The sequence below is a fragment of the Spiroplasma endosymbiont of Seladonia tumulorum genome, assembly GCF_964020235.1.
In the GTDB taxonomy this organism is placed as follows: domain Bacteria; phylum Bacillota_I; class Bacilli_A; order Mycoplasmatales; family Mycoplasmataceae; genus Spiroplasma.
In genome coordinates this window covers 1,065,060-1,087,247 of the sequence record NZ_OZ026545.1, presented here as the reverse complement: position 1 = coordinate 1,087,247, position 22,188 = coordinate 1,065,060, and the positions used below count along the sequence as shown (strand labels likewise).

The window sequence follows — 22,188 nt, the reverse complement described above, 5'->3', positions numbered from 1 at the left end:
GGGGTTGTTTCATTTAGGAACAATAATTAATCCTTAAAAGAAAAAAACCGTATTTAATTTACTCACCCTAATACACGTAAAGCAACAACTGTTTTTAAATTTAAAAATTCTAATACTGGCAATCAAGAAATATGAACTTTTGAAACACCGATTAATATAAAATTATCAAAAAATTATTGAGGTAAGTCACTAAGTGCTAGATTAAATTTTTTTCCGGGACAAATTGTTAATCCAAATGATTCTACTCAAGGGATGGTTTCTGATAAACCAATCCAATTAGAACCTGATAAAGTAAGTGATACTTATGGTGGGACATTAGAATTTCATACAACTGCGCATTTACAATTTGATGGACTTAATGACTCATTTGAATGAATGATAGTAAATGGTCAACCTGTTGAAGTTATTAATAACAAATTTGTTTACAATATGAAAGATCAACGTGTTGCGGAAGGCAAAGATGGCACAAGTATTTATGATATTGTTGTTAGTCATGATGATGGAAAAAAAGCAAAATATCAAATAAAATATAAAATTTCTAATTTAGTACCAACTTTATTACCTAAATGATATGCGTGAGATCCAGCTAAAAATCCTAATCAAAATGATTTAATTGTACCATCAATTGATGGTAAACCTAATCCAAAGTATGCCCCCGAAGTTAATCCAGAAACTGGTACAAAAACCCAAATATTATGAGTAAAGAAAAAATCTCAATATCCTTTTCCATTAAATCCTTTAAATAAATATGGTGAAGTTATTGACCCTAAAAGAAATCCACAAGATTATGATTTAGGCTTTTTAGCAGAAGGCTCAGTTGTTGGAATGGGAGTTCAGCAATTATTTAATCCAGCAGAAGTTAATAAGGTTTGGCGAGAAGGAGTTAACAGTAATTTAGATAGTCCTGCTAATCCAACAGAACGTGAGCGATTAACTAAAATAGAACCGGATTCAGTTAATAGGTATTGGTTTTGAAAAGGCTTTTGGCATTATATTACAAGAACTAATGATAGTTTAGCATATGAAAAATATGTATTAATTGGCGCAAAATATCAAGATAAATACCCCTGTTTTTTAGATCTTTTAGGTAATAATAACATTGCAGTTGATTTTTAAACAACTATTCATGGCATTCATCTAAAAAATTATTTAGTTGATTATAAAAAACTTGATGTAACTAAAATTAAAAAATTAAATTTTGAACAAGTTTCTAGTTATTGAAAAGAATATACTTCAGATATAATAGCACAGCGTATTCCTCCAGATCCAAATCCGTCTAATTTTGTTGATATTTCTGGTAATTTTCCAGCAATTAAAATGAATGAAATTGATACGAATAAAATTCGTTCCTTAGTTTTAGCTTATGCTCAAAATTATATTAACCAAAAAGCAAGTGGGGCAAAATTAGGTATTGATTATTATGTCGTAACAAAAGAGGGTATTGATATTAGTAGTAATGTTGATGCTTTAAAACCATTGTTAGATAATGCGACGGAAACAAAATATCTTAATATTATAATTAAAACAAAACAATTTTCCTCTATATTAATTGATGAAGCTAATGGAAGTATTAAGAATTCACGAAATTATGATCCAGAAAAAGTAAAAGACTTATCAAAAATTAAATTTAATGATCAAAAATTTAACTTTGGTGATTTTTCAATTGAAGAAATAAAAAATTGAATTATAAAATATATTAATTTAGGATTAAAAAAATCTGATTATACAGATTTAGTTTTTAATAAAGACTATGGAATTTCAATTAATGATATTCCACCAACGGATGAAAATCATAATAATGTTCCTGGTTATTTTAATGATGAAATATTTTCTGATTTCTTAAATAATTTAGAAAATTCTAAAAAAATAACTGTTATAGTATATGCTAATGATGCAAGTGATTTAGCTGAAGGAAAAACCGAATTTGTTTTTGAAAATTATATTGATGGTAATAAACCTAATCCTGATCCAACCGATCCGACTAACCCTGTTGATCCAATTGATCCGATAAATCCAGAAATGCCAACGTCAGGAGATAAAAAATATTTAGGATGATTGTTACCAGTTATTATTATTCCAATAATTGGAATAATAATTGGAATAGTTTGATTTTATTTTCGTTTTAAAAAAAGAATTAGATAGTGTAATATTTACATTAAATTTAGGGAAAATATAAAATATTTTCCTTTTAATTTGTCAAAAAAATTATATATTTTATACTTGAATTTATAATTTATTGTTTGATATAATATAATAAATTAATAAAAGAGGAGTTTTATAAAATGATTGAAGATACAATAATTGCTCCAGCAACTGCAATGGTAAAGCAAGCAATTGCAATTATTCGCATGTCTGGAGTGGATAGTTATAAAATTATTAATAAAGTTTTTTCAAAAAAAATTATTCCACACGGGAATCAAATTTACTATGGTTATTTAAGAGATGGCAAAGAGATTATTGACCAAGTTATTTTGGTTTGTTTTCAAAAACCTAATTCTTTTACTGGAGAAGATATTATTGAAATTAATTGCCATGGTGGCGTATTAGTTACAAATAATATTATTAAGTTATTACTAAAAAATGGAGCACGTTTAGCAAATAAAGGTGAATTTTCACAACGAGCGTTTTTAAATGGAAAACTTAATTTAATTCAGACAGATGCTATTAATAACTTAGTTAATGCGACAAATGATACTAGTGCAAAAATAGCTTTGAATAATTTGCAAAATAAAAATACTTATTTAATTAGTACATATCGTGATGAATTATTAGATATCATTGCAAATATTGAAGTAAATATTGATTATCCTGAATATGATGGTGTTGGTGATTTAACTACACAAGAATTAAACCTGCGGTTATTAATTTTAGAACAAAAAATTAATGATTTAGTTAAAATTAGTAAAGTTGGAAAAATGATTGATGATGGTATTAATGTCTTAATTTTAGGAAAGCCAAATGTTGGAAAATCATCATTATTAAATGCATTAATGAACGAAGATAAAGCTATTGTTTCTGATTTGCCAGGAACAACAAGAGATATTGTTGAAGGAAAGATTAATTTAGGACCATTAACATTAAATATTATTGATACAGCTGGCTTACGTGAGACAGTTGATAAAATTGAGCAAATTGGAATTGATAAAGCACGTCAACAAGTTATTAATGCTGATTTAATTTTAATTGTTGCTGATAATTATGCTGATTTAATGAATTTAAGTCTCGAACTTAAAAAACTAATTAAAAATAAAGAATATTTGTTAGTTTTAAATAAAAGCGATTTACTTAATATGCAAGTACAAAATGAAAATTTGCAACAAAATATTCTTTTAATTTCAGCATTAAACCGAGATATCAAGTCTCTTATTGAAAAAATTTTAAATTTATATAAAACAGCCCAGATTACAAAAGATGATCAACTAGTTTTGTCAAATATAAAACAAATTTCTTTATTGGAGAAGGTAGCAAATTCAATAAAAAATGCATATAATAATAGTACGAGTGGATTTCCGGTTGATATTATTAATGTTGACTTACATGAGGCTTGAGAAATATTGGGTGATATTCTAGGTGAAAACTATGAAGAAGACTTATTAACAACAATTTTTAGTAAGTATTGCCTAGGAAAATAGGAGGAAAATATGCAAGGAATTTTTGACACACATTGTCATTTAATGTCACATGAATATGAGAACGAAGAAACATCAGCAATAATAGCTGATGCTAAAATTAGTGGCGTGTTTTGACTTAATAATGTTGGTTATGATTTAGATTCTAGCCAAGCAGCAGTTCGCCATGCAATGCAGTATGATAATGTTTTTGCAACAATTGGGTTTCATCCAACTGATGTTGCTAAATATGGGTTTTCAGATTTAGAGAAATTAGATCAATTATTAAATAGTGATAAAGTAATTGCTGTTGGCGAAATTGGTTTAGATTATTTTCATAAAACTGTTTCTCCAGATTTACAAAAGCATTGATTTATTAAACAAATTGAATTAGCAAAACAACATAATCTTCCACTTGCCATTCATTGCCGTGATGCTTATGAAGATTGTTATGAAATATTAAAAGAACAAAAAATAACACAAGGTTTGATGCATTGTTATAATGGGACAATTCAAATGGCTCAAAAATTTTTAGATTTAGGATTTTATCTTTCGTTTGCTGGTAATATTACTTTTAAAAATGCTCAGGAATTACGGGAAGTTGCTAAAATGGTACCATTAAATAAAATTTTAGTGGAAACTGATGCACCATATTTAACTCCTGATCCATATCGAGGGAAAAAGAATTATCCTAAATTTATTATGTATACAGTTAAAAAATTAGCAGAATTAAAGAATATGCCAGTTGAAGAAATGATTCGTATTACTAATAAGAATGCACGCAAGTTATTTAACCTTGATTAGTTTTTAATTTTAAATTTAAAAATTACAATAAAAAAATATTAGGTTAACCTAATATTTTTTTTGCTTCAATTTATTTTCTTTTTTTACCTAATGATAATAATCCTTTTTCTTGGAAATTATATAAACCATTTTCGATGTTTTTCTTAATTGTTTTTTCAAAGATTTTTGTTCCTTCGATAACACAATTTAATGGATCTGAAGCTATTTTGGTTGGTAATTGGAAAATATCAAAGAAATATTTATCAATATTTCTAATTAAAGCTCCTCCCCCACAAACTGTAATTCCATTTCTAATAATATCACCAGCTAATTCTGGTGGTGTATTTTCTAATAATTCAATTACTAAATCTGTAATTTTAGAAAATGCATTTAATAAAACATTTCTAATTTCTTCTGAAGAGATTTTTGCTTCTTTTGGTAATCCTGAAACAATATCACGTCCGTAGATTTGCATTGATCTTTCGTTATGGTATTTAACTAATGAACCAATGAATTTTTTAACATCTTCAGCTGTTTTTTGCCCAATTGCAATGTTATATTCTGAACGAATGTATTTACGAATATCATCATCAAAATGATTTCCGGCAACTTTAATTGATCTTGAAACAACGATATCACCTGATGAAATAATAGCTAAATCAGCTGTTCCTCCACCAATATCAATGATTAAATGACCTTGAGGTAATTCAATATTAATTCCTGCTCCTAATGCGGCCATTTTAGATTCTTCTTCAATGATAACTAATTCAGCGCCCATTTCTTTAGCAACATTTTTTAATGCTTCTCTTTCAAGTTCAGTAACTCCACTTGGACATGCTAATAATACAATAGCATTTTTTCAAATGTTCATCATTTTCATTCTTGAAAAGATGTGTTTTAATAAATCTTGTGCAGCTTCCATGTCTGCGATAACTCCATCTACTAATGGTGTCACCATTCTGATATCTCCGTGTGTTTTTCCTACCATATCATAGGCAGCTTTCCCTAAAGCAATTAAACTGTTAGTTTTATTGTTATAAGCCATTAATGATGGTTCATTGTAGACTACACCTTGTCCTGAAACATATGCTAAAACATTAGCAGTTCCTAAGTCAAGAGAAATAAATGGTCTAGTTTCTGGTCTCACGTTTTTGTCCTCCTTAACAATTTAATAACTATTATAATCAATTAATTAATGATTATTCTAGTAATTTAATTCTTTTACATGCATTGATTCCAATCTTAAGATATCAAAGATGTCTGATTCGAATTTTTTAGTTCCATTAATAACAGCTAATAATGGTTGTTCTCCAATTTTTGATGGTAATTGTAATGTATCTGTAAAGTAACGATCAATCCCTTTGATTAAAGCTCCTCCTCCACAGATTGTAATTCCATTTCTGAAGATATCACCAGCTAATTCTGGTGGTGTTTCTTCTAACACTTGAACTGTTAGGTCAATAATTCTTGATACTGGTACTTTTAATACTTCTCTGATTTCTTCAGGCGTTACTTCAATTTCTCTTGGTAATCCTGAAACAACATCACGTCCATAAACTTTCATTCTTCTTTCGTCAGGGTATTTTGATAATGACCCAATTTCGATTTTAATTTGTTCAGCAGTTTTTGATCCAATTTCTAGACCATATTGTGAACGAATGAATTTTTGTGCTTCATCATTTAAGTAATTTCCAGCAACTTTAACTGATTTTGATAATACGATATCTCCTGAGGCCATAACAGCAATATCTGTTGTTCCTCCTCCCATATCAATCACTAGGTTTCCAGCAGGTTTGTAAATATCAACCCCGCCACCTAATGCAGCCATTTTAACTTCTTCTTCTACAAAAACTTTTGATGCTCCTAAGTTCATAGCAATTTTTTTCAAAGCAGCTTTTTCTAATTCAGTAATTACTGAAGGACAAGCCAATAACATAATTGAATGTTTTAATTGTTTTGTAATACGTAGTTTTGTAAAGATATATCTTAATTGTGCTTCTGTTGCACGAATATCTGTAATAACTCCGTCAACCATTGGTCTAACAATACGAATTGACTTATTTCCTTTTCCGATCATTTTGTAAGCTTCGGCTCCTACAGCAATAATTCTGTTTTCTTTAATTCTGTAAGCAACAATTGAAGGCTCATTGTAAACGATTCCTGAACCTGAAACATATACTAATGTATTAGCAGTTCCTAAATCCATAGAAACGAAAGCCGGTTTTTTTGCACTATTAAATAAAGCCATGTAATTTTGTTCTCCTGTTTCTTGTTAAATTAATTAGTTAGATTAATATATTTGTGATTAATCAATAAAATGAATTGCTAGTCTCTATATTTAATTTCAGATAGAGAATACAATACAAAAACATTATAACATAAATCTTAATCTTTCCTAAAAATTATTCCATAATGGGTAAGTAAATTAAATACGGGTTTTTTTAAGGATTAATTATTGTTCCTAAATGAAACAACCCCTCTTTATTTGTTAAATTTATATTAACACATTATTTTAATAAGACGACCAAAAAGTAATAAATTTTTAAATTTACCTTATTTTAATTATTTAAAAGTATAAAAATTCTTAATATTTGCTATTACATCAATTTTATTTATTTTTGCTAATTTTAAGTATAGTAAATTTTTATATGTTTTATATGCGTAGGCTTTTGCCCCATACCCCAAAGTTGATTTAAGAAATCAAGATATATCACTTTCAGCTGAAACACCAATGTTATATTCTATTTTTTGGTTTTTAATGCCTTTACTATGATTTTTAATATATCTAACTAATTTAGTTTTGTGATAAGAATTAGCAATTTTTAATAATTTATCATACTTACCATTAATAAACAAATTATAACATTCATTATAAATATTTGTTTTTGTTTCGGTTTTTCTTCCTTTTAAAAAGCTCTTTTTAATTCTTTCGAAAAATGAAATCGATTTAAAACATACTTAGCTCCTAAAAAAGAAGCTGTTTGTATAATTCAACCGTCACCGTCGCCACCAACAATAATTTTAAATTTTTCAGGTAAAATATAATATCTTTCTAATTCCATTAATATTCTTTGAACATAATTTTCGGTATTAATTTCACCTGTTTTTTGTTCTTTTAATATAACAAAACCTCTTTTATTTGCTAATACTTTTCTGTTATATTTACATTTTTTAAAATTAAAACCAGTATTAAATGTTGTAATCCGACATCTAAAATCTTTAATTTGTTTATCTTCTTTTAATGAAACAAAACCTTCGTCCATAAAAATATAAAGACATGAATTTTCTTCTAACTTAATCTTTTCAAATTCATTAAATAAATGACTACTAAAATACTCAATATCACATTTTCTAATAACATTTGAAATTTTCATTCTAGTTAAGTTTATGTTTGGAAAACAATGTAAAATATCTTTTTGTCTTTTTCCCTCAGATAATTCTAATATTTTTAATTCTAAATTTAAAGTTAATGTTTGATATTTTAAAACTCCTATTTTTTCATCTACAAATGCTTTGTTTTCTCATGAATTAGTTTCTTTATTTCATCTACGATAAATTCTTCGTAGATAAATTAATTCTCCTCATTCATCAACTATTTTTCTAGATCGTTTTTCTTTTACGAATCATTTATCTTTCTTATATTCTTTTTTAGAAAATATTTCATCATCAAGGTTTTTAATATGTTCTATAAATAAAATTTTACTTTCTTCATATTTATTAGCAAAAAAAGAGTCAATTAGAGTGCACCCATTTTAGTAAGTACTAATAAAAAGTATTTACTAAAATGGGTGCACTCTAGTTTATAAAATGGCACTTACAAAAGAACAATTAATAGAACAAGGCTTAAGTGAAGAGATTGCAGAAAATATCTTAAATCAGTTTAATAATGAAGCAAAGCAAATTAGAGAAAGTGTGCAAAAACGCGAAGATGTTATATCAAAAGAAGACTTTATTAAATTATCTAATGAATTAGATGAATTAAAAGCATTTAAAGATGTTCCATCTACTAAAATTGAAGATATTAAAACTAATTTAGAAAAAGTTAGTGGTAGTTCTTTAATTGAAAAAATGCAAACTTTAAAAGAATTAAAACCTGATTTGTTTGTTGAAGAACAACCATCAGTTTCACCAACTAATTTTATTAAAGATATGATTGAAAAATCAACTGAAAATAAGAATGATGAAATTGAAACTATTAAAGAAAAAGGAGCATATACTCCTGATGAAATTAAAAAATTAACTGATTATACACTTAAAAACCTTAGATAATAAGGTAGTGAAATATTATGGCAACAATTAACTTGCCACAAGTACCTTTTATATTACAAGGTAATACAACAGATCAAAAAGCGTATGTTGATATGGTTAATGCTTTATTGCGTGGACCTTTATATAATGAATATGCAAGTATTATGCAGTATGCTACTGCAACCGCAGAACAAGTTGCTTGATTATCAAATGCAGGACAAGCACTATATAATTTAACTCATCGTGTAGTATGACAAGATGATTATTCATTACCAAATGGTGGGACAACTCAAACAATGGGATTAACAAGAATTCCAGTTCCTATTGATAAAAGATTTAATTTAAAATTAATGAATGAAGCATTTGATTTGGCATTAATAGAACAAAATATTAAAAATGGTGTTATTGCTAATGCTATTTCTAGTGTTGTACAGAATAAATTTGTTAATTTAGAATGTGAATTAATTCAGGCTATTTATGATTATTGTTTAGCAGATGGTCAATATGAAGTAATTCCATTTCGTAGTTATACAGCTGAAAATGCTGATGATGCAAATAAAGCATTCTTTACATTAAATTAAACTTTGATTGAATTAACAAATCAAATTAGTAATTTATATTTTGGTTTACCAACAGATAAAATGTTTATGGTTTTAGGACGAAGAGCATATTTAGGATTAACACCTGCTTATTTAAAAGTAATTGGTTCACAAGCTCAATTAAAAGCAATGGTTAATGGTGAATTATATGAAAATACTGCAATGGGTATTCCTGTGTCTAAAAGTTTTCATTTAGAAAAAATATATACAAAAGGACAAGTTAATCGTGATAAAGGTTATAATTTTACTAATGTAAATGGTTTAATTATTAATAAACAAGTATGAGCATATCCAATTAATATAGATACTATTCAACAAGTTTTAGATAATGATACTGCTAATCCTAAATGAATTGGTAAAATACAATATGCAACACCAACAATTTTATATCCAAAAACATGTAAAATTATTTTGGAAAAACAACCAAGCCAAGATGAAATTACTGCCGCTAAAAGGGGCGCATGGAAAAAAGAAGGGTTTTAACAAATACATAGAAATTGAATAGAAATAATAAATTAAACCATTTACTAAAATGGTTTTTTTATTTGTTAAACCAAAATTATTAATTGATTCAGAGAAAGGACAGCATCTTAAATTCTTAAAATAGAAACTTTTATTACAACTTTTTGATACCCTCTTTAAGTTGTTTACACATTTATTAAATATCTTAGAAATTTTTACAAAGTGTACCTGTTTTTTCTCTAATTTTAAGGTGTTGTCCTTTCTCTGTTTCAGTTAATTAATTTGCTAATAAAAAAACTTAATAAAGGAAGGAGTAAGTAATGGAAATTAATAATCAACAAACAATATGTGATGTTAGTGATTGCTATAAAGAAATATCATTCATTACCGAAGAATTTGTATCAAATAAAGTTTTATGAACTTGTAAAAAACATAAAGAGTTATTAAATCATACAAAAGATAAAAAACAAAAGCGGTTTTATCAGAAACTGGAAAATTCAAAAATTATCTTTGATTATGAAACTGGTTTTTTAAAACTTTAATTTAATAAAACAACTTAATGCAGTGTGGGGCAGTTATTTTTAACTAAGTGCTTCCATAAGAACATGAGTTTACACTCATTCCCACAACCAGCCGAGGCAAGTACTGAAATAGTGTATGAGGAAAAAAGTAAATCGGCGCTGGTTTTATAACTAAGCGATAGTCGTGATAAGTGCAAGGTCAACATCAAACGACAATAAACAAAGAGATGGTCACTTTATAAATAAATTTGCGATAGATTTATCCCATAGAGGATGGCAGCGGTTTTAATAACCACAAAGCTAGCATTAGGCTCTTCAAGGTGCGAGTAGATTTATTTTAAAAACTAAACGCTTTGACCTGAAATGGTGCGGATGAAGAGAGAAAAAACTCTCTGGCTTCAAAAAGAAAAAACAACTGTGTATTATTAAACATTCAAACAATTAACATACCGCCACCGCTCACCCAGTGAAGCGGATGGCGTAGTAAATAAATAGATAAATACTTATATAACTAATTCTCGCTTGGCACTTTCACTTGGGAGTGAGTGCCAGCGAGTTAAAACTAGGAGGAAAAAAATGACAGAATAAAAAAGAATTATTTAATAATGATAATCAAAATATTGGTAATGATGAAACAATTTTATGAGATTAGATTTAAAACCTTTATATATTTTTAATGATGAATTACATAAGTATAGTATTTTAATACCTAGTGTAAGTAAAATTGTTAATATTTTAGTGCTAAAAGATTTTTCACAAATTGATGAGAATATTTTAAAATTAGCACAAAATCGTGGAATATGTTTACATAATATGATTGATGTTTGAATAAAAAATAATTTTGATGATGAATTAATTGAATTTATTGATTGTGAAATAAAATCACATCGTGAATTATTTAAAAATTTTACAAAACTATATCAAGAAACTTTTAAAGATATTAAATTTAAATATTATGAAACTGAAAAAACACTTTATAGTCCTTTAATGTGTGGGACAACTGATTTTATTGGAATAACAACTGATAATGAATATATAATATGTGATTGAAAAATTACTAGTTCTAATGAGAAAACAGATATTGAACGCTATATTTGGCAATTAAAACTTTATTATTTATTAGAAAAAGACTTTTGTATAGATAATAAAAAAATATTAATGATAATTATAAATCCAAAATTAAAAATAGTAATTAAAGAAAAAGTTGATATTACTAAACAAAATTTAGAACAAATTAAAGAAGCAATTTTAATATGACAAGAAAGAGAGGAATGAGAAAATGCCACAAGAAACTAAAAAAACATTAATAGCAAGTATTGGTGAAATACAACACGATTTATCATTATATTTAGAAAAAAACCAAACAATGCAAATGAATGGTAGAACAATTTATAACTATTTTGGTGAAGCACAAGTATTAGAATTAGTTAAAAAAGAATTTAAAAAGCATCATATTACATATATTTGGAGTTATGTGAAAGATACTTTAAAAGTAATTAATGATATACCATATTTTGAAATGGAATTAACTTTATGTAAAGAAACAGAAGAAATTAAAACTTATTGACCTTTTACAGGGAAAAATACTGACCCCGGTAAAAGTATTGGGTCAGCATTAACTTATGGAGTTAAATATGTTTTAAGCAAACTATTAGGTTTACCAACCGAAGAATTAGACCCCGATAATAGTGAAATAAGTAAAATTAATTCTAAACAAGAAAAAGAACAAACAGAAATTATTAACAACTCAAATCCAAATTGAATGAGTGAACAGCATTTCAATAATATTAAAAATTTTATTACAAATACAAAAATAGAACAAGATATTATTTCAAAAGGTAAAAATTGATTAAAAGAAGAATTAAATGTTGAAAAATTATCACCAGTTCTGATTAGAAAACAAAGCGAAGATTTTTATTATCAATTTAAAGAAAGATTTTTAAGATAATGATAAAAATAGGTATTGACCCATCAGGAACTGGTACTACCGCTATTGTTGTTTATGAAGATAATAAATTAAAGGAAAAATTAGAATTTACTAATTATTTATGAATAAAACAAGTTGATTTTATTAAAGATATATTATTTAAACACTGCAATAGTGTTTGTCTTGTAAACATTGAAAATTGCTTATATACAAATGCTAATGGTTCAAAAGACCGTGATGATTTATTAAAAATAATTGGAGTAACTAAATATGATACACACAAATTAAATAATGTTAATTGAATATCACCCCGTTATACTAAATCAGTGATTAAAAATATAGAAAATTTAAGTAAATATAATGATAGTTATTTATGAAAATTTGATAAAGATACTAATTTAACTTATCAATATGGTAAGGGTTGATTTTATAATAATGATAAAATAAGTAATCATTTACGCGATGCAATTATTATTGCTCATTATGAGAGGTAATATATTATGAAACAATCATACAATCAAAAAACAAGAAAATATTATTCTTGTAAAATTCGTAATATAAATGTTTACTTAAATGAAAATGAAGAAAAAGTTTGAAATAAATTAAATTTTGATACTTATTCACAACGAATAGAACATCTTATTAATTTTTATATAAAACACAATAAAGAAAAATAAAAAATAACCAATTAAGGTTATTTTTTTAAATACTATTTGTTAGTTGTATAATAGCATCTTTTTGTTCTTGTTTTTTGTTGTTTACTTTAACTTGTTTTTTAACATTTTTAATTTGACCTGTTTTAAGTGCTAATTCTGTTGCATATTCAGGTCCTCGTAAATGTTTTTCGTGTGCAATAACAGCTGTTCTTAATTCTCTAATTTCTGCTTTATATTTTTTAATTTTCTTAGCAGATAATCCAAGAATACCAAGACTACCCATTCCACCAGCACCCGCTAATACAAGTAAAGCAATCATTAATGTATCATTTAACATTTTTTTACTTCCTTTCTCATCCTTACTCAAACAGTGGCCATCCATCCTTTCAGAACAAAATAATTTATAAATTAAACTATATAACCACCCAAAAATATCAACCACCCCTATAAATATAGTCTATTTTAATAAAATTTTCTGATGGAATAAGAGAAGGAATGTTATTTGTTTCTAATTCATTTGTTAATGATAATTAATTAAAAAAATTTGCTTCTAATTGATAAATAGGATTTTCTGAAATATCTTTGTTTTTAACATTTACTTTAATTTCATTATCTTTGTTATTATTAACATTTGGTTGTTGTTTTAAATTTCAATCAATAATTTTTCCAGTACTTGAATCAATTAAAGGTTTAAGAGGTTCACCATCACCATTTCAACGATAAACTGCTTTAAAATTTTGTCCCTTATCTTCATTTCAAAAAATTCGTTCTTTTTTACCTTCTGATTGATCATTTATTAATAAATCTTGTTCTTTTGTTTCAAAAACCCATAAAAAGAGATCAATATAATATGGTTTTAATGGATCTCAAGCCTCATTTTTTTTCCTTTATTTGTATCGTGTTTAAATTTTGATATTTTTCAATAAATAAATCGGTAATAGTACTATATAATCGTGTTTTTAACTTTCTAATAACTTTAACTTGTTTAGTTACAGCATCAATCTCTAATTTTTCAGTAATAAAAATACTCTGGTCATTTTTAATATAAGGGTCATAATCAAAAGTGCAAGATACTAAATTACTTAATTCATCATACTGGTCATTGTAAAAATCAATAGTAATAAAATTAAGTTTTGAATTATTAGCAAAAATAAAATATGCACCTTTACCATTCTTATTAATTTTATATTCGTTATATCAATTCTTATTGGTAAAGTCCTGCATTTTTAAAAAGCTATTAATTAATTTAGTATCTATTTTTTGATTAGTAAGTGGATTATAAATGCTAATTTCTAAATCTCGCGGATTTAAAAAATTAGCATTATCTTCACAAATTCTTTTTTCTAAAATCTCATTATGTTTTTGAACAGTAACATTTTTACGATTAGTAATCGTTGATGCTAAATTAAGATAATAACTATCAATATCATAGAGTGCACCCATTTTAGTAAGTACTAATAAAAAGTATTTACTTTTTTTAATTATATCTTTTTCTTTACGATTTGAATATCATGTATTTCATTTTATAACATCTTGTATATATTCTTCATGTGAATTATATATTTTATTATGGATTGTAGCTTTCTTAAGTAATGAATGAAAACTTTCTATAACAATATTATCTGCACAGTGGTAATTTTTTCCCATTGAAATTGTAATACCGTTAGATAAACATTTATCGTGATAAATAGTGGATGTATATTGATATCCGTGATCTGAGTGAATTATTATTCCATTCAGATCTTTTTTTATTAATTTTATTTTATTAATTGCATCATTTAAATTATCCATTACTAATTTATTGTCATTATATTTAGATCACTTTACATCAACTATTTCTTTAGTATATCCATCAATAATTGTTGATTGATAATATCTTTCTCCTTTTCAAATTAAATATGTTACATCAGTATATAGTACTGAAAACCTTGTTTTTATATCATTGAATTTACAATTAATTAAATCAGGATATTGCAATAAGCTTTTTTCTTTATTCTGTTTATATTTCATTTTTCTTCTCATTTTTCTTACATATTCAGGTTGTATTTGATTATAACGCATAATTCTTAAAACTTTTTTTGAATTATATTTTATACCATAATCTTCCTTTAAATATTTAGTAATTCTTCGATAACCAAATTGTTTTAAATTTTCTTCATAGACTTTTACAATATCATTTATTGCTTTTTTATCTTTTTTGCTACTGTCATAATTTTTATATTTATCTCAATAACTACGTTTTAACCCTGTTACTTCTAGTAATAATTTTATTGAATATTCACAAAAATTTTGTTTAATAAAAGAGACAATTCTTAGTTTGCTTAATTGTAAAAGTCATGGAGCTTTTTTAATAATTCATACCTTGTTTTATAATATTCTAAATTTCTTTTGCCAAAAGAAATTTTAGGTCCTTTAGGATTGTTTAATTTTCCTTTTTTATGATTTGCTCATCAAGATTCTACTGTATTTGCATTTATATTATATTGTTTTGCTACTATTCAACAACTTTTTTGTTTAATTTCCTCAATGATTTTTGTTCTAAATTCTGATGTATATTTGTTATATTTTTGTCCTTTTTTTGCCATATAAAAATGCACCCCCTATAAAAATTTAGCAAAATCTTTTTTTATTTTACTTACTTTTTGGGGTGCACTCTATCATATTCTTTTTTTAATTTCTTTTTTGCTGGTAATAATCCCATTTATAACACCTCTTTATTTTGTATCTTCTTTTTTAATAACATCTTCAATACTATCTTGTTTTTGTTGTTTGTTATGTGTTTTGATAAATCTAATAGTTTCAATAATTAAAACAACAACCCCAAACCATTAAGCATTGCACCAATAATTACATATGCAGATCAACCAATTCCTAATTTAGTAGGTCCTATAAAACAAATAATAATTCCTGCGATAAAAAACAATGATGAAACTCCAAAGATTTTCAAAAACATAATTACATCTTTAACTTCTACTTTTGGCATAAAAACATCTCCTTCCTAACTTACTTTTTTTCTTTCAATATATAATTTAGTCATTTTAGCAGCAGCATTTTTTGAATATATTATAATTTTTTTATTATTTCTTAATTGTGCAATTTGATTTTCATTACCAGTAGTTGTTATTCCACTTGATATATTTTCTGTAAATCCTTTATAAGTTGATAAATAAAAACTATTTAAAAATTGATTATCAACTCATACTTTATATTTATATTTATTTTTATCTCAATCTTTTATTTGATATTCACTAACATTAGGAGTTCAATCAGTAATATCTACAATTTCTCAATCACTACTTTTAATTTGATAATGTTCATTAATATATTTTGTAGTTGGTAATGTGTCATCAGTTATTTTTAATTCTGATGTTGTACTTTTTTTAATAATTTCAAAGTTAGCAGTTATATCATTATTTTTAAATGAAGGGTCTCAAATTTCTAATTCACCTGTTTTTTGTTTGAGTAGGCATTAATTTAATTCCAATTTGTCGTGTTCTCATATAATTAACAAACTCACCGCCACTAGTTAGATCATCAATTGCTAATTCATCATTGTAACCGTTTGTTACAGATATTTTGCCTTTATTATTACCACCCTCAGTAATAACAAAATTATACTGGTTTAGTATTTTGACTATTATTTGCTTTACAATGTGTATATTTTGTTTGGTGAGTTTGAAAAAATGTTTTTTATCAGTTAAATGTTTTTCGTTTAGTTTACTTTATTTGAGATAATCCATTATCCGTAATTATTGGTAAATTAGGAACTGGTAAAACATTACTTTTAACTTTTTTATCACAAGTTATGAAACTTTTAACGAAGAAAATTTATAGTAATTATCCAATTGAAGATGATGCAATAAAACTTTTAACTTTTAATAACTTAGATTTTACTGATAGAACTAAATTAGTACCACCTGATGATAGTTTAATTTTGTTTGATGAGAGTTTTTTATATATTGATGGAACTAGTCCCCACGAAGTTAAAAAAGTTCATGGTGGTAAAAATGTGTGGATTGTTTTAGCAAGACATTTTAAAAATAGAACGATTTTTACCGTACAGCGTGAGGGTATGATGTGAAATAATATTCGTCATTTAGCAAGTGGTATTATTATTCCGATTTCATTTTAAAAACCTGTTAAGTCAAAATTAGGTAATATTTTTAATCGTAGTTTTGTTATGCGAATTGGTATTTTCCAAGATATTACGGATTATGAAATTTGAAAAACAAAATCAGTAGAACGAACAGCAGAAGGTAAAAGAGCAAAACATAAATCAGATGTTGGTTTAGGAATTCGGTTTTTTAAGATAATTATTCCGCTTGAATTTGCCAATAAATATGATAGTTATTGATTAAGTTTTGTTCGTGATTTAAAAAATGATGAAGTTATTAATAAAAAAGAATACTTTTGAAAAGATATATCAAAATTAAACAATAAACAACGCTTAGAATTGTTTGATATTGATATTTTGAAAGAAAATTTAAAAGCAAAAAAAGGAAAGGAAAAATAAAAAATGAGTAATTTATTAAGTGAAAGCGTTAATAATGATAATTGAAATAAGATTTTTAGTTTTATTTTTGATACTTTTTTATTTGTTTTTGATGTGATTTGAAATACTAAATTACCAATGACAAATATAACTATTGCTTATTTTTTAATCTTTTTTATGGTTATTAAGTTATCAATTTATGCAATTCATGGAACATCAACTAATTATAACGATTTAAGTTCAACAGTTAAAAGTGGTGTTATTAATAGTTCTAAACTATACGGTGCTACTGTTCGGGGTGTTTCTAGTACTAAACAAGGTTTACAAAAATACATTAAAGAACGAAAACAATTTAAAGTTAGTCGCAATAAACAACAGTTATCAAGTTTAGCAAAACAAACAAAAACAAGAGAACAAGGGTTTAAAAGAATTTATAGCACTAAAAGAATAAAAAAATAAGTAAGGAGTTGAATTTATATGATTAAGTTAGTTTTATTGGTAGCGGCAATCGCTATATTTGGAACTGGTTTTATTACAGTTATTATTAATCAGTTGACATCAGCAAAAAATATTATTATGGATTTATATAATTCTGATACTTGGTTGTTATCTATTTTTGGTAAAATGGCGATTTTATTTAGTCATCCGTTAATGTTAACAATATCAAGTTTATATATTATTGGTTTTATTATTTCAAAAACATTATATAGTTAGGAGTTGAATTTATGAAAAGTAATGTAGAAAATAAAAAAGAAAAGAAACAAAATGGTTTGTTTATTTCTTGGGTTGATTTAATTTTATATCTTATTATAAGTTTTTCGTTAACGCTTGTATGTATTTTAGATACAGTTTCAACGATTGAAGAATTAAAAGAGAAATATGCTGGTATAAATGGTTATATAATTTATGGTTTATGATTTGATATATTGTGATATATCTTAATAATTCATTATTTTTATGGTTATTTATTTAATGAAATTATTAAATTAATAAAAGAAAATTGTAAAAATAAGTTGGTAGAGAATAATGCGTAAGTTTTTAGTATTATTTTCTTTTGTACCAATTTTATTGATTTCTTTTTTCTCATTAGGGGCAATGATATTACAACAAAACCATCAATCACAAACAACAGAAAAATCAAGAACAAAGCGGAGTGTGGAAACTGGTATTAATGAAACTGATTTTATTAATACAATGTTTTTACGCAGTACTTTTTTGAAAATTGAAGTGATACCAATTATTTTATTAATCCTACTTTAAAAACATCAAAATCATTAACTTATAATGATAAATGATACTTAGATTTTTTAAAGGATAGTTATTCAACTGGTGTTTCTTACAATAAACCTAGTGATAAATTTATGGATTTATATAAAAATTGAGATAATTATGTTAAACAATATAACATTAATAAATTTTATGATGTTGTATAGTGTAAACCAATTAGAACAAAACAACTCTTATTAAAGGGTTGTTTTTTTTATTTGAAATAAAACAACTCCTAAAAGGAGGTAATGATAATTAAGCAATAAAAAATATGTGATGTTAATGATTGTTATAAAGTAATATCATTCATTATTGAAGAATTTTTATCAAATAAAGTTTTATGAACTTGTGAAAAACATAAAGATTTATTGAATAAAGTAAAAGATAAAACACAAAAGCGGTTTTATAAACGTTTAGAAAATTCAAAAATTATCTTTGATTGAGAAACTGGGTTTTTAAAACTTAAATTTTACAAAACAACTTAATGCAGAGTGGGACGGTTATTTTAAATAACTAAGTGTTTCCAAAAGAACATGAGTTTATACTCATTCCCACAGCCAGCCGAGGCGAGTACTGAAACAGTGTATGAGGAAATATGTAAATCGGCGCTGGTTCATTAGAACTAAGCGATAGTCGTGATGTGTCCAAGGCTAACATCAAACGACAATAAATATTGAGATGGTGACACAAACAATTAAATTTGCGTTTAGCATTCGGTCCTTTGTATGGGTGCGAGTAAATTTAATTTCAAAAACTGAGCGTCAAATCCCAGAGCGAAAGCACAAATGGGCACGGATAAAGGAAGACATATATATGTCTGGCGTCAATATTAAAAAACAACTGTGTATTATTAAACATTTAAATAATTAACATACCGCCACCGCTCACCCCAGTGAAGCGGATGGCGTAGTAAATAAATAGATAAATACTTATATAACTAATTCTCGCTTGGCACTTTCACTTGGGAGTGAGTGCCAGCAAGTTAAAACTAGGAGGAATTATAATGACAGAATATAAAAGTAAATATATTAATAAAACTTGGAATGAAATAACAACATCATTTGATTGAGTTAATTGTCAGCCTATTAATTGTCGTATTTCACATCATAAAAATCATTATGATTTGCAATGTTTAGAATGAGCCAAAATGTACTTAAATTTATTTAAAAATAGATGAGATGTTATTGTTTCTTATATGCAACATTACAAAATTAACGATATTTTAGATTTAGCATCAGATGGTTGAAGAATATTACAAATTGATCAAAAAATTAAAGGAGTAATTTAGGAGGTTTATGTGAAAAAGTTAAATAAAAAACCTTGAAAGTTTTTAAGTAAAAAGCAATTACATAAGAAAAAAAATGAGCGTGCTAATGAAAGAGCAAGAATAGAAAATAGTAAGGAATTAAATAAATATGAAAAAGTTAAATAAAACTTGTCTTAAACAAAGATATTGAGGTTATTGTTCAAAATGCGATCAAAAAAATAAATTACAAGAATTAATGCTTAAAAGTTATCCAGTATCATTTGAAGATATGACTGATGAGCATTGAGCATTAGGAAAACAAAATTAGGAGAAACTAACCTATGAAATGTCAAAAAATTAATTGTAATAATAAAAATGCTTATTTTGGAAATAATTATATTGAAAAAATTGGTGATAAATTAGAGTAAAATTTAGGTTATAAAAAAGAAATTATATTATGTGAAGAACATTGATTAAAAATTTATCAATTAGAAAATTTAATTGTAAATAAAAAGAATTCGGAGGAATAAATTATGACTAAAAGATACTTATTAATTATTAAAAATGAATATTTAACTACATATTAATTTTATACTTTTGAAGAAGCAAAAATAACTGCTAAAAATGAAAAGTATTATCCAACAGTAATTATTGATTTAAAAAATGAAAATATTAAATGAAAAGGATGTGAATAATATGTGAAAAGATGAAGATGGTAAGGTTTATACCGAAGAAGATTTATTTAATGAAGCATTAGAAGAATGTCATTCAGAAGAAAGTGCTTATGAATATATTGATACTTTAATTGAAGAAAAGAATTTGGAGGAACTTTAAAATGACTATAACAGAATCAATTAAATTTGACAAACTAAAAGAAGAAAATGAAACACTTAAAAAAACTTGCTGAAAAAGATAAAAAATTGATCAACAACAATTATATAAAGAAGATTTTTACAAAAATCCATATTCAACAGGTTCTATCGATTGAATATTAGTTGACAGTTCAAAATATGACAAATTACCTAGTAAGGCGGATAAATAATGAGTGATATTGTAAAAAATACAGTAAATAATATTACATTTCCGTTTTATATAAAAGGTTCTGATTTTAAAGAATTAAGTTTAAAAGCATTAACAATTAAAAAATGAATTGATGAAAATGGACAAGAATTAGCAGAATTTATATATCGACAACAAGCTTGATTAATAAATGGAGAATATAAATCACAATCATTAAAAGATTTAAAATTAGTAGTTTCAAAAATTGATTATATTTTTAGAGAACCATTAGAATTAAAAAAAATTTTAAAGATGAATTAAATTTTATTAGAAAAGATATTTTGAATTTAGAAAATAATATTAAAAGTAATCATGATTCTTTTAAAAATAGTGTTATTAATATTCAATTTCAAAAACAAAATGAAATTATTGAAAATCATAAAAAAGAACAATTTTTAGAAATTAAAAGTGTAGCAAAACAAGTGCAAGAATTAAAAATTATTACTAGTAATTTTCGTAAAGAAAAATTATTAGTTAGAGATATTGAAATAATTGGAATTGATGATGATTTTGTAGAAAATGCTAATCAATATGAATTAAAACAACTAATTAAATATTTAATTGTTGATGAAAAGTTAGTTAAAAACATAATTAAAGCACAATGAGATATAAATACAGAAAATAAAGTAATTGGTATTAAAGGAATAAATATTCAAATTAAAGGAGTGAAATAAAATGGCAAATATAGTAGAATTTTTAAGAACAGATGTAGCAAATGATTGAATTAAAAGTAAATTTTCAAATGAAAATGAAATTGTAAGATTTAAAAGTAATTTGATAGCAATAACAAATAGTAATGAATTGTTACAAAAAGCAGATCCAAAAACAATTATGACTGCATGTTATCAAGGAGTATTATTAAACTTACCGATGGAAAAACAATTTGGATATGCTTATGTAGTTCCATATAATACTAAAATAACAAGAATTATTAATGGTCGCGAAATACAAGAATGAGTTATTCAAGCACAATTTCAAATGGGTTATAAAGGTTATATTCAATTAGCCCAAAGAAGCGGTCAATATTTAGATATGTTAGTATCTGATGTCAAAGATGGTGAATTAATAAATTATGATCGTTTAAAAGGAACTAGTTTTAATTGAATACAAAATGAAGATGAACAAGAAAAATTACCAATTATAGGTTATGCAGCATATTTTAAAATGGTTAATGGTTTTGAAAAAACTTTATATATGACAAGAGAACAAATCGAAAATCATTTTGTGAAATATTCTAAAACTTATGCTAAAAATAAAAAGTTTATGATTGCTACTTTTGATGAAATGGCATTAAAAACAGTATAAAAATCATTATTAAGAA

30 protein-coding genes and 2 pseudogenes are annotated in these 22,188 nt (G+C 25.3%); 24 read left to right on the top strand and 8 right to left on the bottom strand.

Features of this window, described 5'->3' with window-relative positions; genetic code table 4:
• Positions 1-69 precede the first annotated feature (69 nt).
• From AACL22_RS13805 to AACL22_RS06915, 3 genes and pseudogenes are all read left to right on the top strand, one after another.
• Positions 70-2,142 (top strand): annotated as a pseudogene (locus AACL22_RS13805) (Mbov_0399 family ICE element protein); the annotation flags it as partial.
• 140 nt (positions 2,143-2,282) lie between these two features.
• Positions 2,283-3,632, top strand: a complete 1,350-nt coding sequence (mnmE, locus tag AACL22_RS06920) for a tRNA uridine-5-carboxymethylaminomethyl(34) synthesis GTPase MnmE (RefSeq protein ID WP_338990681.1) — start codon at positions 2,283-2,285, stop codon at positions 3,630-3,632.
• Between the two features lie 9 nt (positions 3,633-3,641).
• Positions 3,642-4,412: a TatD family hydrolase gene (locus AACL22_RS06915; protein ID WP_338990679.1), complete on the top strand. Its 771-nt coding sequence runs from the start codon at positions 3,642-3,644 to the stop codon at positions 4,410-4,412.
• Between the two features lie 70 nt (positions 4,413-4,482).
• Here the strand turns inward: AACL22_RS06915 and AACL22_RS06910 are convergent, their stop codons facing one another.
• From AACL22_RS06910 to AACL22_RS06895, 4 genes are all read right to left on the bottom strand, one after another.
• Positions 4,483-5,538, bottom strand: a complete 1,056-nt coding sequence (locus AACL22_RS06910) for a rod shape-determining protein (protein WP_338990676.1) — start codon at positions 5,536-5,538, stop codon at positions 4,483-4,485.
• 57 nt (positions 5,539-5,595) lie between these two features.
• On the bottom strand, positions 5,596-6,639 hold the full coding sequence (locus tag AACL22_RS06905; RefSeq protein ID WP_004028011.1) for a rod shape-determining protein: 1,044 nt from the start codon (positions 6,637-6,639) through the stop codon (positions 5,596-5,598).
• Positions 6,640-6,953: 314 nt separating this feature from the next.
• Entirely contained in the window at positions 6,954-7,247 is a 294-nt protein-coding gene (locus AACL22_RS06900; RefSeq protein ID WP_338990669.1) for a hypothetical protein, read from the bottom strand.
• 50 nt (positions 7,248-7,297) lie between these two features.
• Positions 7,298-7,765 (bottom strand): UPF0236 family transposase-like protein, encoded by a 468-nt coding sequence (locus AACL22_RS06895; RefSeq protein ID WP_338990666.1) that lies wholly within the window; start codon positions 7,763-7,765, stop codon positions 7,298-7,300.
• Positions 7,766-8,198: 433 nt separating this feature from the next.
• On the opposite strand from AACL22_RS06895, the gene AACL22_RS06890 reads away from it, so the two are divergent.
• The 8 genes from AACL22_RS06890 to AACL22_RS06855 all read left to right on the top strand — a co-directional run bounded on the left by AACL22_RS06890 (position 8,199) and on the right by AACL22_RS06855 (position 12,825).
• Positions 8,199-8,660, top strand: coding sequence for a hypothetical protein (locus tag AACL22_RS06890; RefSeq protein ID WP_338990663.1), 462 nt, complete (start codon positions 8,199-8,201; stop codon positions 8,658-8,660).
• Positions 8,661-8,677: 17 nt separating this feature from the next.
• Positions 8,678-9,220 carry a hypothetical protein gene (locus AACL22_RS06885; protein WP_338990661.1) on the top strand — a complete coding sequence of 181 codons (543 nt, stop codon included), beginning with the start codon at positions 8,678-8,680 and terminating at the stop codon, positions 9,218-9,220.
• A gap of 3 nt (positions 9,221-9,223) precedes the next feature.
• Complete coding sequence (locus AACL22_RS06880; RefSeq protein ID WP_338990659.1) at positions 9,224-9,721, top strand: hypothetical protein; 498 nt, start codon at positions 9,224-9,226, stop codon at positions 9,719-9,721.
• 299 nt (positions 9,722-10,020) lie between these two features.
• The gene (locus AACL22_RS06875; protein WP_338990656.1) at positions 10,021-10,242 is read left to right on the top strand and encodes a hypothetical protein; all 222 of its coding nucleotides are present in this window, start codon (positions 10,021-10,023) and stop codon (positions 10,240-10,242) included.
• A 621-nt stretch (positions 10,243-10,863) separates the two neighbouring features.
• Complete coding sequence (locus tag AACL22_RS06870) at positions 10,864-11,517, top strand: hypothetical protein (protein ID WP_338990653.1); 654 nt, start codon at positions 10,864-10,866, stop codon at positions 11,515-11,517.
• A complete protein-coding gene (locus AACL22_RS06865; RefSeq protein ID WP_338990651.1) occupies positions 11,501-12,169 on the top strand; it encodes an ERF family protein in 669 nt (222 codons plus the stop codon). The genes AACL22_RS06870 and AACL22_RS06865 overlap by 17 nt, the downstream gene beginning before the upstream one ends.
• Complete coding sequence (locus AACL22_RS06860; protein ID WP_338990649.1) at positions 12,169-12,642, top strand: hypothetical protein; 474 nt, start codon at positions 12,169-12,171, stop codon at positions 12,640-12,642. The genes AACL22_RS06865 and AACL22_RS06860 overlap by 1 nt, the downstream gene beginning before the upstream one ends.
• Positions 12,643-12,648: 6 nt before the next feature.
• Positions 12,649-12,825, top strand: coding sequence for a hypothetical protein (locus AACL22_RS06855; RefSeq protein ID WP_338988709.1), 177 nt, complete (start codon positions 12,649-12,651; stop codon positions 12,823-12,825).
• A 25-nt stretch (positions 12,826-12,850) separates the two neighbouring features.
• On the opposite strand, the gene AACL22_RS06850 is transcribed toward AACL22_RS06855, so the two are convergent.
• The 4 genes from AACL22_RS06850 to AACL22_RS06835 all read right to left on the bottom strand — a co-directional run bounded on the left by AACL22_RS06850 (position 12,851) and on the right by AACL22_RS06835 (position 15,787).
• Positions 12,851-13,186, bottom strand: coding sequence for a hypothetical protein (locus AACL22_RS06850; protein WP_338990647.1), 336 nt, complete (start codon positions 13,184-13,186; stop codon positions 12,851-12,853).
• A gap of 392 nt (positions 13,187-13,578) precedes the next feature.
• Positions 13,579-14,985, bottom strand: coding sequence for a DDE-type integrase/transposase/recombinase (locus tag AACL22_RS06845; RefSeq protein ID WP_338993028.1), 1,407 nt, complete (start codon positions 14,983-14,985; stop codon positions 13,579-13,581).
• A gap of 140 nt (positions 14,986-15,125) precedes the next feature.
• Complete coding sequence (locus tag AACL22_RS06840) at positions 15,126-15,389, bottom strand: hypothetical protein (protein ID WP_338988671.1); 264 nt, start codon at positions 15,387-15,389, stop codon at positions 15,126-15,128.
• A 221-nt stretch (positions 15,390-15,610) separates the two neighbouring features.
• Positions 15,611-15,787 carry a hypothetical protein gene (locus tag AACL22_RS06835; RefSeq protein ID WP_338990646.1) on the bottom strand — a complete coding sequence of 59 codons (177 nt, stop codon included), beginning with the start codon at positions 15,785-15,787 and terminating at the stop codon, positions 15,611-15,613.
• 822 nt (positions 15,788-16,609) lie between these two features.
• Between AACL22_RS06835 and AACL22_RS06830 the strand changes: the two genes are divergently transcribed.
• The 13 genes and pseudogenes from AACL22_RS06830 to AACL22_RS06770 all read left to right on the top strand — a co-directional run bounded on the left by AACL22_RS06830 (position 16,610) and on the right by AACL22_RS06770 (position 22,172).
• Entirely contained in the window at positions 16,610-16,936 is a 327-nt protein-coding gene (locus AACL22_RS06830) for a hypothetical protein (protein ID WP_338990644.1), read from the top strand.
• A 48-nt stretch (positions 16,937-16,984) separates the two neighbouring features.
• Positions 16,985-17,317, top strand: coding sequence for a hypothetical protein (locus AACL22_RS06825; RefSeq protein WP_338990642.1), 333 nt, complete (start codon positions 16,985-16,987; stop codon positions 17,315-17,317).
• Between the two features lie 3 nt (positions 17,318-17,320).
• Positions 17,321-17,755: a hypothetical protein gene (locus tag AACL22_RS06820; RefSeq protein WP_338990639.1), complete on the top strand. Its 435-nt coding sequence runs from the start codon at positions 17,321-17,323 to the stop codon at positions 17,753-17,755.
• An 18-nt stretch (positions 17,756-17,773) separates the two neighbouring features.
• A complete protein-coding gene (locus AACL22_RS06815) occupies positions 17,774-18,010 on the top strand; it encodes a hypothetical protein (RefSeq protein WP_004028554.1) in 237 nt (78 codons plus the stop codon).
• An 11-nt stretch (positions 18,011-18,021) separates the two neighbouring features.
• Positions 18,022-18,330, top strand: a complete 309-nt coding sequence (locus tag AACL22_RS06810; protein ID WP_338990637.1) for a hypothetical protein — start codon at positions 18,022-18,024, stop codon at positions 18,328-18,330.
• Positions 18,323-18,723 (top strand): annotated as a pseudogene (locus AACL22_RS06805) (spiroplasma phage ORF1-like family protein); the annotation flags it as partial. The gene AACL22_RS06810 and the pseudogene AACL22_RS06805, both read left to right, overlap by 8 nt.
• 842 nt (positions 18,724-19,565) lie before the next feature.
• Positions 19,566-19,850: a hypothetical protein gene (locus tag AACL22_RS06800; RefSeq protein WP_338990635.1), complete on the top strand. Its 285-nt coding sequence runs from the start codon at positions 19,566-19,568 to the stop codon at positions 19,848-19,850.
• Between the two features lie 9 nt (positions 19,851-19,859).
• A complete protein-coding gene (locus AACL22_RS06795; RefSeq protein ID WP_338990632.1) occupies positions 19,860-19,994 on the top strand; it encodes a hypothetical protein in 135 nt (44 codons plus the stop codon).
• Entirely contained in the window at positions 19,978-20,136 is a 159-nt protein-coding gene (locus tag AACL22_RS06790; protein WP_158613866.1) for a hypothetical protein, read from the top strand. The genes AACL22_RS06795 and AACL22_RS06790 overlap by 17 nt, the downstream gene beginning before the upstream one ends.
• A gap of 368 nt (positions 20,137-20,504) precedes the next feature.
• A complete protein-coding gene (locus AACL22_RS06785) occupies positions 20,505-20,642 on the top strand; it encodes a hypothetical protein (RefSeq protein ID WP_338990629.1) in 138 nt (45 codons plus the stop codon).
• A 207-nt stretch (positions 20,643-20,849) separates the two neighbouring features.
• Positions 20,850-21,128 carry a hypothetical protein gene (locus AACL22_RS06780; RefSeq protein ID WP_338990626.1) on the top strand — a complete coding sequence of 93 codons (279 nt, stop codon included), beginning with the start codon at positions 20,850-20,852 and terminating at the stop codon, positions 21,126-21,128.
• A 20-nt stretch (positions 21,129-21,148) separates the two neighbouring features.
• Positions 21,149-21,541, top strand: coding sequence for a hypothetical protein (locus AACL22_RS06775; RefSeq protein ID WP_338990623.1), 393 nt, complete (start codon positions 21,149-21,151; stop codon positions 21,539-21,541).
• A gap of 1 nt (position 21,542) precedes the next feature.
• On the top strand, positions 21,543-22,172 hold the full coding sequence (locus AACL22_RS06770; protein WP_338990621.1) for a recombinase RecT: 630 nt from the start codon (positions 21,543-21,545) through the stop codon (positions 22,170-22,172).
• Positions 22,173-22,188: the final 16 nt, after the last annotated feature.